The organism is Spirosoma aureum, assembly GCF_011604685.1.
GTDB lineage: Bacteria > Bacteroidota > Bacteroidia > Cytophagales > Spirosomataceae > Spirosoma > Spirosoma aureum.
On record NZ_CP050063.1, the window covers coordinates 59,979 to 75,300 of the forward strand.

Annotated in this window: 8 protein-coding genes and 1 pseudogene; all 9 read right to left on the minus strand. The window is 48.4% G+C overall.

Annotated elements, in window-relative coordinates; genetic code table 11:
• Window positions 1-23 precede the first annotated feature (23 nt).
• The 9 genes and pseudogenes from G8759_RS00250 to G8759_RS00290 all read right to left on the minus strand — a co-directional run bounded on the left by G8759_RS00250 (window position 24) and on the right by G8759_RS00290 (window position 15,279).
• Entirely contained in the window at window positions 24-2,024 is a 2,001-nt protein-coding gene (locus tag G8759_RS00250) for a sialate O-acetylesterase (RefSeq protein WP_394353281.1), read from the minus strand.
• Window positions 2,011-4,518, minus strand: coding sequence for a glycosyl hydrolase 115 family protein (locus G8759_RS00255; protein ID WP_167204192.1), 2,508 nt, complete (start codon window positions 4,516-4,518; stop codon window positions 2,011-2,013). Before G8759_RS00255 ends, G8759_RS00250 begins: the two co-directional genes overlap by 14 nt.
• Window positions 4,519-4,675: 157 nt before the next feature.
• Window positions 4,676-5,704: an endo-1,4-beta-xylanase gene (locus G8759_RS00260; protein ID WP_232074338.1), complete on the minus strand. Its 1,029-nt coding sequence runs from the start codon at window positions 5,702-5,704 to the stop codon at window positions 4,676-4,678.
• Window positions 5,705-5,789: 85 nt separating this feature from the next.
• Entirely contained in the window at window positions 5,790-7,679 is a 1,890-nt protein-coding gene (locus tag G8759_RS00265) for an alpha/beta hydrolase-fold protein (protein ID WP_167218583.1), read from the minus strand.
• 123 nt (window positions 7,680-7,802) lie between these two features.
• Complete coding sequence (locus G8759_RS00270; RefSeq protein WP_167204196.1) at window positions 7,803-8,921, minus strand: alpha/beta hydrolase-fold protein; 1,119 nt, start codon at window positions 8,919-8,921, stop codon at window positions 7,803-7,805.
• Window positions 8,922-8,962: 41 nt separating this feature from the next.
• On the minus strand, window positions 8,963-10,039 hold the full coding sequence (locus tag G8759_RS00275) for an alpha/beta hydrolase (protein ID WP_167204198.1): 1,077 nt from the start codon (window positions 10,037-10,039) through the stop codon (window positions 8,963-8,965).
• 15 nt (window positions 10,040-10,054) lie between these two features.
• Window positions 10,055-11,189: pseudogene (locus G8759_RS00280) on the minus strand (alpha/beta hydrolase-fold protein).
• Window positions 11,190-11,223: 34 nt separating this feature from the next.
• Window positions 11,224-12,744: a glycoside hydrolase family 43 protein gene (locus tag G8759_RS00285; protein WP_232074339.1), complete on the minus strand. Its 1,521-nt coding sequence runs from the start codon at window positions 12,742-12,744 to the stop codon at window positions 11,224-11,226.
• A gap of 252 nt (window positions 12,745-12,996) precedes the next feature.
• Complete coding sequence (locus G8759_RS00290; protein WP_167204203.1) at window positions 12,997-15,279, minus strand: glycoside hydrolase family 127 protein; 2,283 nt, start codon at window positions 15,277-15,279, stop codon at window positions 12,997-12,999.
• Between the last annotated feature and the right edge of the window lie 43 nt (window positions 15,280-15,322).

Sequence of the window (15,322 nt, forward strand, 5' to 3'; positions counted from 1 at the left end):
GATAATTAGGATTTAGGAAAGGTTTACTGGTCGGTTCGGAAGGGTGAGGCCGGTAGCCCCTCTTTATTGTACAGATTCGGGTTGACCGGGTTATCGGCCCAGGCGTAGCGCACATATTGGGGATTAGGAACTTCGTCGCTCCAGACGATTAGTTTATTGCCGTCAATTTTAGCCTTGCCCCAGACGAATTTTTTATCCGGGCCTGCAATCGAGAATTCACTTAACTCTTCGCCATCGTTGGTTATCAGGCCACCGCCCGTATTCGTAAAACTGACGACTAGTTTATTGCCGTCGACGCTTGCCGATTCATACAACGGGCCCGAAGAAATGAGATTTTCCTTATAGGCGATTTTCATAGCGGCCAGGGCCAATCGGTCGCCGACGCCTTTCTTATTATCGGGGTGAATATCGTTCCATTCGCCCAGGTCAATTGCCACAACCATAGCCGAGTTGGGCACCGACAGAGCCTTGAGTTGCGCTTCCCTCAGCCTGGCCCAGTTGCTTTCCATTGGTTGGTAATTATAATCCATAAAACCCGGAAGCTGCACATACAGAAAAGGCAATGGCCCCTGTTTCCACTGGTTTCGCCAGTCATGGATCAGAGCCACCTGTAGCCCTTCGTACTCCTGGGGTTTACCGGCATTGCTTTCCCCCTGATACCAGCAAAAGCCTTTGATGGCGTAGTTGATTTCCGGGGCTACCATCGCATTGTAGAGCGCCGTTGGCTGATTCTGGGCGTTGATGCCCCCGGCTGGACTGCCCCCGGACGGATTGCCTCCACCCGCAAAGGGACGGTAGGCAGTGCCTACCTTATACTGCCAGGTTCCTTTCAGATCAACGGTGTCGGCACCCGCAAAAACACAATATGGCTTATCAGGCACGAAGCCTCCTTTACCAGCGTTGTTAGTCACCCGTACGACAAACACATTCTTACCAGCTTTCAATAGATCAGCCGCAACATTGTACCGACGCTGCGGATACATATAAGTGGTTTTGCCGACCGATTTACCGTTAATATATAACTCATCTGCATCAACGATCCGGCCCAGAAATACCCTGGCGGGCTTACCCACCATCGAAGCGGGTATGTCGATTTCTTTCCGGTACCACACGACGCCATTGAGGTCTTTGACTCCCTGATCTTCCCAATAACCCGGTACGTTGATCGGATGCCAGCCTTTGGGTACATACGAAACGTCATACCATTTGGTGGCACCCGACAGGCCCAAATCTATAGGTGGCACAGGTCGAGTGGCCGTAGCGGGTGCTCTTCGCGTCAGGTCGGGCCTCGTCAGGTTATTGATGTAGGTCGTGTCTTTGTTCTTTTCAACGGTAGCTTTCAATGTCGAAAATTCAGCCAGTCCCTCCTCGCTCGTCCAGGCTTCGATGGGCGTACCACCTACACTGGCGTTGATGATACCAATGGGTACTTTATAGGTCGAATGAAGCTTTTTGGCAAAGAAATAAGCTACAGCCGAAAACGGCCGAACATCATCACCGACGGCCGCTTTCCATTGCCCGTTCGGAAGATCGCTTTGAGGACCTTGCAGATTTGTCAGCGTGGGCACCCAGAACTGCCGGATTTGCGGATAATTCGCTTCTGCAATTTCTTTAGCGTACGTTACGTCGTGAATATTCATTTGGTGGACCATATTGCTTTGACCACTACAAAACCAGACGTCACCAATCAGAATATCCTTTATCGTAAGCTGGCTATTACCCAAAATATCCATGCTGTAAGGGCCACCCGCTGGCATAGGAGGCAACGTAAGCAGCCATTTTCCATCGGCTGCCGTTATGGTTTTATACGTCTTCCGGTTAAAGCGTATGGTTATTTTCTCGCCCGCTTTGGCCCATCCCCAAACCTTAAGCGTAGCATCCCGTTGCAGCACCATACCATCACTGATTAATTTGGGTAAACGGAGTTGAGCCTGTACACATACACTTATTGTCAGGAGAATAATCAGGATACATAGCCCAGTTGCGGAGGCAAATCTGGCTGGCATTTGGTTATTGTTTTGCATTTTTTTTCAAGGTTGCTTCCGGCCCAAGATAGCTGTGCTCCAGACCACCAAAATCAAGTACCAGCTTTTGCAGAACGACACCGGGACTGACCATCCAGAATTTCACCGTGTGCTTTCCGGATTGAATGATTTTATGGGTACTTGATTTAATAATAATGTTCTCCGCCACCCATTTATTCCAGATGCCTTTGTCGCTGGTTTTATCCTCTTTGTTGAGGCTGATGATCTGCGGTTGTTCATCATCCACCGAAATGGCATATTGCAGACCGTTTTCATCCCTGAACAGGTTTAACGTGGGCGAGAAGTAGGCATTGATCGTAAACTCTCCCTGGTTATCCGTAACAACATCGTACTGTAAGTGGGGCGAATTACCGCCTGGTTTCTGTTCGCTGGCCGTCACCGGGAAAGGTGTCATGGCCGAACCGGTTCGGCCATGATCTGGCAGGACTTTCCAGTTGATATTGGTTGTATTGACCGCTTTGGAATACTGATCAGCCTCAATAGAAATTCCCTGCCTGGTCGTCTGAACGGGACCAGCGTTGCCCGCAACTGTTGAATCGGACGAGATATACTGTACTGCTGGCATTTTTTGCTGGTTTGGCTGTTGCCAGTACGTATAGCCGATATGAGTCTGACTCATCAGGTGATTCCACTTACCATTGTTGAGTTGATGGTATTGCCGCGTGATCAGCGAATCGTTGGTGTACAGTTCTTTTACCTTATCAGCATACAGGTTGGTTTCTTTCCGTTTGTTACTATACGCCTGCTTGTTCAGGGCTACATAATAATACATTGCATTCAGGTTAGCGCAGGCTTTGATCGGATGCAGTACCAACTGAAAATAGGCGTCTTTATAGGCAGTCGGTAATCCGTCGTTTATTTCCTCCGCTTTTTTCAGAAGAGCCCTATACGCATCAACTACTGCTTTCCATTCGCCTGTGGGCAGGCTGTAAGTGTTGGCATCGAGCAGTTCCGGTTTTCGGCGTGAATTGTATTTTCCGTATTTCGCCAGCAGAAATGCAATGTCTCTGGCGTGCTGCTTTCCGAACTGGTCAGCCGCCCAGTTTTCTGTATAGGTCGCCAACGCGTCAGCGTCGATTTCCTCAGGATTCCAGGCATAATCCAGAAAGAAGGAGATTGGAAACTCCATGGGCTTAATATCGCCCACATTCACAATCCAGATATCCCGTACTTTATATTCCCAGGCTAAGTGCATTTGCTCCCAGATTCGGGGCAGCGGATTGGTATTCAGCCATTTGTAGTTGCGTGGACCACCAACGTAATCGAAGTGATAATAAATGCCATACCCGCCTTTTCGGGGCTTTTCATCCAGTCGGGGTAGTTTTCGAAGATTACCCCAGTTGTCATCGGAAAGCAGCAGCGTCACATCGTCCGGAACACGCATACCTTTGTCATAATAATCCTGAACCTCTTTATACAATGCCCATAACTGTGGTGTTTCGGCCGCTGGTTTGCCCGTTACGTCACGAATAATTTTCCGTTGATCAGCAACAATACGTTCCAGCAGCGCCGTGGCCGTTTCCCGCGACATGGGTGCGTCGCCATCCCCCCGCATGCCAATACTTACAATCTTTTCGTTGGTAGCTCTTTTGATACCGTCGCGCCAGAACTGTTTTAGCTTTTCCTGATTGGTTTCATAATTCCATTGGCCACCGCCGACTCTCCGCCATTCGTCGTGCGCCCGCATCAGGGGTTCGTGGTGCGAGGTGCCAATGACCACCCCGTATTTGTCGGCCGCTTTTATGTTCAGTGAGTCATCCGCATAAAAAGCATTGCCCCACATAGCTGGCCAGATGTAGTTGCCTTTCAGACGAAGAATCAGTTCAAAAAACTTCTCGTAGAATTTGTGGTTGAACCCGCCAAATTTTTCTTTGGTCCAGCCGGAAAGTGCCGGGGCTTCATCGTTAATGAATAAGCCGCGATATTTTACCTTAGGCGCATCGGTCAGACTAACATCGCTCTTGATGTAAATCTCCTTTCGCTGTTGAACGGGTACGTCTGCCCACCAGTACCAGGGCGAAACGCCGAATTGTTTTGAGAGTTCGAATACGCCATATGCCGCTCCCCGTCGATCAGAACCGGCCACGATCAGGGCATCGGCTATACCCTGCGTAGGCTTGTGGATGATTTGCGTTAGCGAAGCTTCCCATTTCCCCTGGATGGCATCGGTACTGATTTTTTTCTGCGAAACCAGTCGTTTCAGAAAAGACGACTGCTGAATCGTGCCGATAGCAATCACATTTTTGCGGACCTGATCAATTGCGGTAACGATGGGTATCTTTTCCCCGGTAACTCGTTCGATGTCCTCCTGCAACGCTGTTGCCGACGTCTTTACAAGTTCTGGTTCACTGTTATCGACATAGATCACCGCGTCAGTAACAGCAAACGATGACTTGTCAGTAAGGATACTTTGCGACCGGCCAGCTATTGAAAAACAGAGGATTACAAAGCCAGTAATCAGGTTTCGTTTCATTTTGCCGTCATGTTAGGTAACTGCATTCTGTTTTCTGTTGGCGTAACAGATTGTCTGCAAGAGAGAAAATCCCGGATGCAGACAGTCTCTATTACTTGTCGGTTACACGAACCGACTCATTCATTGACAAGTGAGGGGGCTTGTTCACGGTCGAAGCTTAGAACTTCACTACGCTCTCATAGGCTTTTTTGGGCTGTCCGTTCTGATCGAATAGCAACGGATAATCTTTGCGGCCCGGAACCGGAAAATTGTCCAGCCAGGAATATTTGTCGGTCAGATTCCAGAACGTAACGCCCGTGATCTTGTCGCGGTGCTTGCGAAACACCTCGAACAGCATTTTGTAATGGTCTGCCTGTTTGTCGTTCATTTCGGGCGTAAACTCGCTTTTGTCGGTATCGCGACGGGCCCGACGCTCGTGCTCTTTCGGGTAAACAGATACGTCAACTTCCGTGAACTGCACCTTTAGGCCCAGGCTGGCAAACTTATTAATTGACTCGTCAAGCTCCTGTTTAGTAGGCTCGTAGATAGACCAGTGAGCCTGTAAACCCACTCCGTTGATGGGAACTCCTTTTTCTTTAAGCTTCTTTAGTAATTGGTAGATACGTTGCCGCTTCGATGCGTTTTCGGTATTGTAATCGTTGTAAAACAATTGCGCGGAGGGGTCGGCTTCATGGGCATACTGAAACGCCTTCTCAATATATTCCTCCCCAATGATTTCGTAAAACTTCGTCCTACGATATATGCCGGTACCCGTATCAGGAACAGCTTCGTTCACGACGTCCCAGGCATAGATTTTTCCTTTATATCGACCCATTACGTCGGTAATGTGCCGCTTCAGGCGAGCCAGCAGTACTTCCCGGCTCACGGCTTTACCTGTTGAATCGGTAAAAAACCAGCGGGGTGTCTGGTTGTGCCAGCAAAGCGTGTGGCCTCGCAGTTTGATCTTGTACAGCTGGGCAAAGTCGGCGATGGCGTCGGCATCATTCCAGTAGTAACGGTTCTCCTCCGGATGGATGGGTCCCATTTTCATCGCATTTTCGGGCGTCATGCTATTAAACTGAGCTTTAATCAGCTCGGCATCCGGACCGGGTTGCACCATACGCGGGTTGACAGCCACCCCGATGGGAAAATAGTTTTTATAGGCTTCTTTTAACGTGGGCTGAGCCGTCTGGTAACCTGGCTCCATCGTTGCTCCCGTAGCGATCAGACCACCCAGCAATACCGTTAATCCTGTTAATTTTTTCATGATTCGTTAGGGTAAAGGGCTTCTATTACTTAAACAGCAACTGTGAAAATGCAAACAAATCGTGCCGCCAAACCGGCCAGGTGTGACCGCCGGCATATTCGCTGTACTGGTATTTAACGCCCATTTCGTCAAATTTTTTCATCATGATTTGACAATTCTGATAGGCAATATCTTCTTTACCACCCATCGAAATCCAGAGTTGTTTCAGGTTATTATTGATGGAACTGGCGTTGGTTTTCATGAATTCATATTGTGGGTCAGTCAGCTTGGGGTTGTTGGCGAACCAGCCCGAACTAAACACGCCCAGATAGGAGAACATTGGCGTATTCTTTATACCCGCATAAAGCGTTTGTAAGCCCCCCATTGACAAACCTGCCAGAGCCCGGCTTTTTGCATCGGTTACTACCCGGAAATTGCTTTCGACAAACGGTATTGCGCCCTGCTTTAATTCGTTTTCAAAAGCCCGTAGTACGTTTTCATTAAAACCGGCCAGCCCAGCGTTACTTACATTTCCATCGAGCATAACGATCAGCATTGGTTTCGCTTTATTTTCGGCAATCAGGTTATCCAGAATCAGGTCCGTTTTGCCCTGCGTAGCCCATCCGGTCTGGTCTTCGCCACCGCCGTGCAAGAGATACAATACGGGGTATTTTTCGCTCGACTGATCATAGCCCGGCGGGGTGTAGACGTACATCTCACGCCAGGTGTTCGAGGCTTTTGACAGGTAGTGTTTGATTCGGATGTCGCCGTGGGGTACGTCTTTCATGGCGTAATAGCCGCCGTCTTTGTCCGGAATTTCGATGCCACTGGCCATGCGCCCCATCCCATAAAATGTTTCACTGGCCGGGTCGGCAACGGGTAAGCCATCGATCAGTAGCGAATAATAATGAAAGCCCCGACTGATCGAATCGGTCGTAATGGTCCAGAATCCCGCTGTATCTTTCACCATTTCATATTTTTTGCCCAGATCAATCTGGACCTTGTGCGCATCGGGGGCCTTTACCCGAAACACAACACGATTATCCGGCAAAATCTGGGGGTATTTGGCCGAGCGGATATTGGTAGAAGCCGGAGTGCCCAACACGGTATATCTGGTGAGAGATGAACCATCAACGGGCTTGAAAAGAAACTGGGAAAACATATAAAGCCCGTTTTTCCAGACTTTGAAATCATGCACGCCTGGCTCAACGTAGTAAATGTGCGGTACATTTTTCTCGTACAGGTAATCGTGCGTCCGCTTGCTGAACGTAAGCAAGCCGTCGTTATCCCCGCAGGAAATCCAGAGTAGTTTCAGTTTCTTTCTGGCGTCTTCGGGGTTTGGAACCAGCTCTTCGGGTCGTTTGGTATTGGGAGCCGATGAAAAGCCGCCTACCCAGGCAAATTTGTCGAGATTGCCCAATCCGAAATTCAGAGACTGTCCACCTCCCATCGACAAACCAGCAATAGCCCGATGTTCCCGATCAGTCAATGCCGGATATTTCTTTTCGATAAACGGAATCAGGTCATTGATTAGATCTTTTTCGAACGTAGCAAAAGCCTCGACTTTATCCTTGTCGAAAATATTGCCAACCGCGCGGTCATCTTTCATGGCCCGTCCGTTGGGCATTACCACAATCATGGGTTGTAGTTTACCTTCAGCATAGAGATTGTCCAGAATTACCTGTGGAGTGCCTCCTTTAAGCCATTCCTTTTCATCACCGCCGATGCCGTGCAGCAGATATAGTATTGGGTACTTTTGCTTTTTGGAATAGCCCGGCGGGGTATATACCAGGGCTTTTCGTTTGGTACCTACCGTTTTCGAATCGTATTGAACGGAGTCAAGTTTTCCCTGAGCAATGCCCGTTCGTGGTTGATCGAAGCCTTTGGGTGCTTCTTTTTCAATGGTTTGCGAATAGGCTGTTGCCCCCATCAACATGACGCCGGCAATGGCTATATACGCTCCTTTCAGGAATAAACTATTTTTCATGGTTTAGGCAAGTAGTTAGGCTAAAAATCAATCAATACACTACTAATCAACAGGTTATCATTGCTATTTTCATTACCTGAACAGCAACGGGGCAAGCTCATGCAAACTGCGACGCCAGGTCAGGAATTCGTGAGCCGTATTCTCGGAAACATACGAAACAGCATTATAGCCAGCCTCTTTTAAGGCAGAGACGGCATTCCTGACGCCATCGGGCTTTTCTTTGCTGCCGCAACTAAGGAAGATCAATTTGGCCTTCGACTTATCTTTAAGCTCGTCCGGCGAATAGACACCACCGCTGAGGAGACTGTAATACCCAAAAACATCCGGCTTATTGACGGTAATCGTGCGGGTTTCCATGCCACCCATCGACAGGCCCGCCATGGCACGATTCGACCTGTCGGCAAGGGTGCGAAAATTGGCATCAACGTAGGGGATCAATTCGTCGACGAGAACGGTTTGAAATGGTTCGATCTTAAATTCCTTTATTCTGCCCCATTTTACCTCGTTGGTCATTCCATAGGTCATCACAATCAGAAAGGGCTTGCTTTTGCCTTCAGCGATCAGGTTGTCCATAATCAGATTAGCGTGTCCCTGATTACTCCAGGCCGTTTCATCCTCTCCCCAGCCATGCTGCAGGTATAATACCGGGTATTTTTTCGATTTATCCTTCTCATAGCCCGGTGGCGTATAAACAAAAGCCCTGCGTGATGTATTAGTGCTTTTGGAAGGGAAAAGAATCTGCTGGACATTACCGTGAGGAACATCCTTCAGGGCGTAGAAGTCCTGATCGTGAGCGGGGATTTCGATACCGCTTTCCCACCGGACGGAACCGTAGAAATTTAAAGCGCCCGGATCATTGAAGGTACCTCCATCAATGGTTAGGTGGTAGTAATGGAACCCTTCGTCCATTGGCCCTTCGGTGGTGCCTGTCCAGAATCCATCAGCTCCTTTTGTGAGCTTAGTCCCTCCCCTTCCGCCCAGTCCCAGGCTCACCTTGACACTATCGGCCTGGGGAGCTTTTATACGGAACCGTGCGTAACCCTGGGAGTTTACCTGAGGATATTCCTGCCCCGGCTGATTTAATGTGGATGGTTTGAAATCCTCCAGTACCGCTGTTTGGGTTGTCTGCGAAAAACAGGCCGCACCTGTCAAAGCGACCGCGAACAGAAAAGCTATAATCTTGCGTGTCATATTAGTCATTGGTTTAGGAGAGAAAAGGTGTATGAGATGTATTAATTAAAAAGCTGCTGCAACGTATTAGCGAGATAAAGCCTGCAATTCATCCAGGTATGACCACCGGGTACGATCAGTGTATCCAGCTTCAGGTTCTTTCCTTTGAACATGGCAATATTTTGTTTGACAGGCTCATACAGAAAATCGTCGGTACCAACGCTGATGGTGAATACCGCCAGTTGCTTATTCATTTGTTCAGCATTGGGATTCCAGTCGGTAAAGTTTTTTTTAAACTCGTCGGTAGCCGTATAGGGCGCATACGAACACACATACGCAAACTTGTCGGGGTTCGTCAGGCCGATATTGAGCGTTTGCCCGCCCCCTACCGAAAAGCCCGCAACGGCCCGGTGTCGGCTATCGGCTATAACGGGGTAGTTTGTTTCCACAAACTGAACAATATCATTGACCATGTCTTTCGTAAAGTCGGACATGGGCGCAGGGCGTACATTGCCGTAGGGCATTACGATCAACATGGGTTTCGCCTTACCCTGAGCGATAAGATTATCGGCGATGAAGTTGGCCCGTCCTACTTTGGCCCAGGTTTCTTCCGTATCCGAACCGCCGTGAATCAGGTATAGTACTGGGTATTTTGTCTTACCATTGGGATTGAATCCAGGGGGTGTATAGATCAATAGGGGGCGAGTCTGGCCCAGGGTAGCGGATTTGTAATAGCGATAGCTGATTTTTCCGTGCGGTACATTTTGCAGTGAATGAATCAGCGGTTGGTCGCCCGGAACGTCGACAATGCTCCGTTTGAAGCGTTCGTTGGCAAAGATGTATGTATTGTTCGGGTCGGCGAGCTGAACACTATCGACCGAAAAGCTATACGGATAAATATCCGGTTTCACAGGGGGCACCGTAACGCTCCAGATCCCCGACGTGTCTTTGGTCATGGCTACTGGAGCCGTTAAAAATTCGCCGTTCACCGTCACCTTTTTAGCATTCCGCGAATAATATCGGAATGTAATGCTATGATCGGGATGGACATCGGGTGAACTGATGGATGGCGGACGCTGGCCAACAACCGTAAGCGTCGAACAAAGCAGGGCCAGCAGGAGACAGAGACTATGTTTCATAAGAAAGGAGCAGGCTTATTGGAAAAGTAGCGGAGCGGTTTCGGCAAGGTATTTTTTGACATTCATCCAGGTATGCCCCCCGTCGGTAATCAGGCTTTTGAAGGTCACGTTTTTCGCTTTCAGGTAGTCCATAAATTCGACGGTTCCCTTGTAGAGGAAGTCGTCACTACCCACACTCACCCACAGCAATTTCAACTGTTTATTAGTGGCTTCGGGCTTACCACCAATCTGACTGAAGCTCTTGTCCATTTCGGTAGGTGACAGATACGAACTGTAACTGCATACCCAGGCAAACTTGTCCATATTGCCAAAAGCGGCCCGTAAGGTTTGTCCGCCCCCCGCGAAAATCCACCGATGGCGCGGCTTTCCCGATTTGCAATAGCCCGGTAGTTCTTTTCAGTATAGGGTATCACGTTAGTCAGCAAATCGATCTCGAAGGCCCTGGCCCTGCTTATAGCATCGGTTCCATCGCGTACCGTCGGGTCAGCGGGTTTGGCCCCCCTTTTTGTTCGGCTACCCGGGCTGCGATATTTCCGTAAGGCATCACAATGATCATTGGCTTTGCTTTTCCTGCGGCAATCAGATTGTCGAGAATCAGGTTGGTATGACCCACTTTAAAGAAGGTTTCTTCGGTATCGGTTGTACCACTGATGAGGTAAAAAACCGGGTATTTCTTCGCCGGATTTTTATCGTATCCGGGTGGCGTATAGACAACCAGCGAGCCCGTAGTGCCTTCAGCAGACGGGTAATATTCGTAATTGATACTTCCATGCGGCACATCCTGCATGGTGTGAACCAACGGCGTATCGCCGGGAATATCCACTAAACTGGCTTTAAACCGCTCATTGGGAAAAAATGCTACATTGGCCGGGTCCATGACCGTAACGCCATCGACCTGAAAGCTGTACGGATAAATATCGGGCTTAACTGGTCCTACGGTTACGCTCCAGATACCTTGCCCATCTTTCGTCATGGGTACAGGCGTTTTCTCGAATTGCGCACTCAGCTTTACTTCTTTAGCCGACGGAGCCAGGTAACGAAACGTAACGGTTTTATCGGCGTTTACCTGGGGCGATACTACCAATGGCCCTCTCGGTGGCTGCGCGGTTGCCATACCGAAAAGGCACAGCACTGACCAAACAGCTAACATACAGACAGTTACAGATTGATTCATGATTTAGGGATTAGTTGTCAGAGAGTTTATCATGTATGCGGAAATAATCGAAGTCGGCAAACCCGCCCACAGTCTGGGTCGCGTAGTTGAACAACCCAAAGCGATACCCCATAAAATGTGGGATGGTATAAGGCATTTTCAACGGTTCGCCAATGCCTGTCCATGTTTTACCATCCAGACTGTAAAAGAAAGTTGCCGTGTCTTTACGGTCGTTGAAATTGCAGACTGCTTTCAGGTAGACTATTTTTTGGCTAAGCGGAATGCGTTGAACCTCAACAGGTTTTCCTGAACTGGCACTCACCATGACAATCGATTGCGTACCGTTGTCAATTTTCACGCCTACAAACCCGTAGTTCTTTTGCAGGAGACTCAAACCGGCCAGATCACCCTCTTTCATGTTCGATACATCAAGCCTTGTAGCTCCTGAGCATTCCGGGCCAATGGTACGTTGCGTTAACGTATTTCGAGCCAGAACAAATGATGTATCAATACGGCCCGTTTTCAGGCGCAAATGGCCTTTTCGGTCGTTAACCGACCAGAGTGTATGGTCAGGATTATGATTCCACTGCCATACCAGTGGCAATGCAGGTTCACCTTTTTTGCGGGTAAATTCGTCGGAAGCAACAAGGCCCGGAAGTAAACTTTTGTTAGCAGGCAGAGGCAGTGTTTCCGGAACTTTGCCATTAACACCTAATACCGGCCAGCCATTTTCCCAGCTGACGGGAACTATATAAGGGATGCGTCCTACGCCACCAAAGTCACGGAAAAGATAGGCATACCAGCTTCCGTCGGGCGTATCGATCAGCCCGCCCTGGGCTACACCTAAATCCTGCAACGCGATCCGGCCTTCGTAAGGACCCGTAATTTTATCGGCCCGGTGAATAACTACTGTTCGCATGCCCCCTTTAGGCCAGGTGATATTGAACAGATAGTATTTGCCATTCACCTTAAAGAGCTGTGACCCTTCGGCGGGCAGGCCGCCTGTAGTACCCGAGGGCGTACTGGCATTTTCAATGATGACCTGCTCGGTAGTGCCGGGTTTTACATCGGAGGCATCGGGCGTTAGTTCAACCAGTTTGAGTTTACCCGCTCCATAAATCATATATACCCGATCTTCATCAAAAAACAAGCTATGATCGTGATAAGCCGGTTTAAACGAATGCGCTGTCCAGGGGCCTTTTTCGATGTCTTTCGTGGTGTAGATATAGGTTTTGCCGGTTGTCTGGGCAAACGTGGTTACGTAGTATGTACCGTTGTGATAGCGTAAACTACTGGCCCATGAACCTCTTCCGTAGGCGCTTTTACCGTTGTTGAGCTGTAAGGCATCGACAGTAGCCAGTGTGTCGTAGGCATAACCAACCAGTTGCCAATTCACCAGGTCTTTCGATTTCATGATGGGCAGGCCCGGACTCAAGTGCATGGTTGTACTGCTCATGTAATACGTATTACCTACCCGGATCATGGCCATATCGGGTACATCAGCGAAAATGACCGGGTTATGAGCAGGCTGGGCGACTGATGAGAATGGCATCAGAAAAAGTCCTATTGCCAGTCGACAAAATCGAAAGAAAAGGGTTTTCATCTGGGGTAGAATCATGTGCCTGTGTCTCATTTTACCAACACCACAATCTATTCAATGTCAAGCGACCAACTAGTCTTAAAAAATTCCATCGGGACCTTGTACAGACAGGAAATACCAATACAACATCCGTTCTGCTTGTGTCTACTGAACACAATTCCACTCAGTCCTTTTTCATTTACATTTAAAAGGGATCATTTTTTATTACTTCACAAGCCTGATTTGATAAAAGCGCGGTGTCTGCTTTCCTTCTTTTGCAATAATCTTTAAATTAATTAGCTGGCTATCATCTACTTTTAACACAATTTCTTTATTCTCCATCGAAATGACCTCAGCGGGTTTATCATTGACCAGAATGATCAGATTATCTGCCTTGACAGTATCTAACGTGGAGATTTCCAGAGCTTTTGCCGACTGGTTTTTGTTCTGCAACTGATACGAAATAGAGGACCGCGTATTCCGCCAGAAATAGCCGTCTTCATCGTAGCCGGACTCGCTTTTTTCGCCTTTATACAGGTGATCGACCTCGGGTTGTTGCTCGCCACAAGAAACCTTATCAACCGTTTTCGCATCGATGGCTAATGCCTCGGCTTCCTGTTGTTTCAGCTTCGCTTTCAGGTCATCGAAGGCCGTCTGCGTAAACGTCTGAAAATACATCTGATAGCGGGCTTCATGGATCTCGTAAAAGGGTTGCAGCGTCAGCGAATCCATCCTGAATTTCAGCTGGCTAAGTGGCTTTAGATTCGACGTGTATGTAGCGGGGCTGCCAATCAGCGCATAGGCATCATTAATTGGATATAATTTGCCCTTTGTTTCGTGGCCCATGCGGCTATCATCAGCAAAAAGCCCGTCTAGATCGTTTGTTGATGTTTTGGCCGCCAGCACAATAGGGCCATGCACAAAAGCGGCCCAATTAGAACCATCGGGCAAATATTCCAGATTCGTCGACGTCGTGAAGCGTACTGTAAGCTTATCGCCCTTCTGCCATTTTCTGTTGATAGCGATATAATGTGCTGATTTACCATCAACTTTTTGGGTCTTCCCATTGACCAGAATAGCAAGATTTTCGGCCCATTTCGGATAGCGGATATTCACCGAAAAAACCTGGGGTTTAGTCAATTTTATTTCCAGTTCGGCTTCGTTTTTATAAGGAAATTCAGTCTTCTGAATGAGTTGAATCTGCCTGTCCTTCCAGTTTAGCGTCGACGGAATAAACAGATTGATAAAAAGATCGTTTGCGGAATGGCTATAGATCAACTCGCCATACTTGGAGTGATTTTCCAGGCCCGAACCTACGCAACACCACATGCTGGTTTCGGGCTGTGAATACACCCGATAGTGATTAGGTCGAATGGGCGTGAAATAAACAAATCCACCTTTTTCGGGGTGCTGAGTCGACAGAATATGGTTGTAGAGCGTCCGTTCGTAAAAATCCAGGTAGCCCGGATCGGCCTTATCCAGAAACAACGCTTTGCTCAATCGCAGCATATTAAACGAATTGCAGGTTTCGGGGCCCTGGTTCGACTTGACCATACGGCTGAAATCGGTTGTCGGGTTGAAATGCTCTCGTACACTGTTGCCACCGAATGCTACACTACGGTTCTGCGAAACGGTCTGCCAGAAAAACTGAGCGGCATCCGACCAGTCTGCCTTACCCGAAAGGGTAGCAATTTTCTCAAAGCCAATCACTTTCGGTATCTGCGTATTGGCATGAAGACCCGTCAGTTTATCTTGTTTTTCGAGCAACGGATTTAGCAGTGAGCGATGCGACAGTTTCTGCGCGGTTTCAAGGTACTTTTTGTCGTTAGTCAGGCTATATAAATCGGCAAATGTTTCGTTGATACCACCATGCTCCGTGCGAAGTACCTGCTGGACCTGATCATCGGAAAGGGGTTTGATGAGGTCGATAAACCAATCGCCCAATCTGATCAATACCTGTTTTGCCTGTTGGTTACCGGCATATTCGTACGCATCACGTAAGCCCGCGAAAAGCTTATGAATATTGTAAAGAGGCACCCACGTATTGTTTAGTCCGAAGCTGCTTCCATCAATATCTCCTTTATGAATTCGTTCCCAAAACAGTTTTCCCTGAGGAATTCCGCCCACATACCCGTTCCCGTTTTTGGCCTGGCAACGGGCCAGTTCGGAAATCATATAATCCAGCCGTTTTTTGAGTTCTGCGTGATCCGTCGCGGCATACATCATGGCCAATGCCGACAGATAATGACCGCCGATATGCCCATCTAACCCTGAGCTTTCCCAATTGCCATACCGATTGGCTTTAAGGGGTAGACCCGCATCGATCAGATAGGGCGCCAGGAGTTTATCAGGGTTCAAGGCCAGGATATAGTTGAGATCAACGTCCTGTGCATTCTTAAACGGCCCACTCGTTAGCTTCACTTCCTGTAGGGAAAATGACCGCATCTGCGCCAACCCTGAAAAGCTGACCAGGAGAAGGATTAGGATAGGTAGTACGTTCGTTTTCAACGGAAAAGCTTCGTTTTCTAATAACTGATGTGCGCTGGATTCC

Bases quoted from the DNA above. Each gene is read 5' to 3' on its own strand.
- G8759_RS00250 (WP_394353281.1), bottom strand. From the start codon at position 2,024: ATGCAAAACAATAACCAAATGCCAGCCAGATTTGCCTCCGCAACTGGG.
- G8759_RS00255 (WP_167204192.1), bottom strand. From the start codon at position 4,518: ATGAAACGAAACCTGATTACTGGCTTTGTAATCCTCTGTTTTTCAATA.
- G8759_RS00260 (WP_232074338.1), bottom strand. From the start codon at position 5,704: ATGGAGCCAGGTTACCAGACGGCTCAGCCCACGTTAAAAGAAGCCTAT.
- G8759_RS00265 (WP_167218583.1), bottom strand. From the start codon at position 7,679: ATGTTGATGGGGGCAACAGCCTATTCGCAAACCATTGAAAAAGAAGCA.
- G8759_RS00270 (WP_167204196.1), bottom strand. From the start codon at position 8,921: ATGACACGCAAGATTATAGCTTTTCTGTTCGCGGTCGCTTTGACAGGT.
- G8759_RS00275 (WP_167204198.1), bottom strand. From the start codon at position 10,039: ATGAAACATAGTCTCTGTCTCCTGCTGGCCCTGCTTTGTTCGACGCTT.
- G8759_RS00285 (WP_232074339.1), bottom strand. From the start codon at position 12,744: ATGCCATTCTCATCAGTCGCCCAGCCTGCTCATAACCCGGTCATTTTC.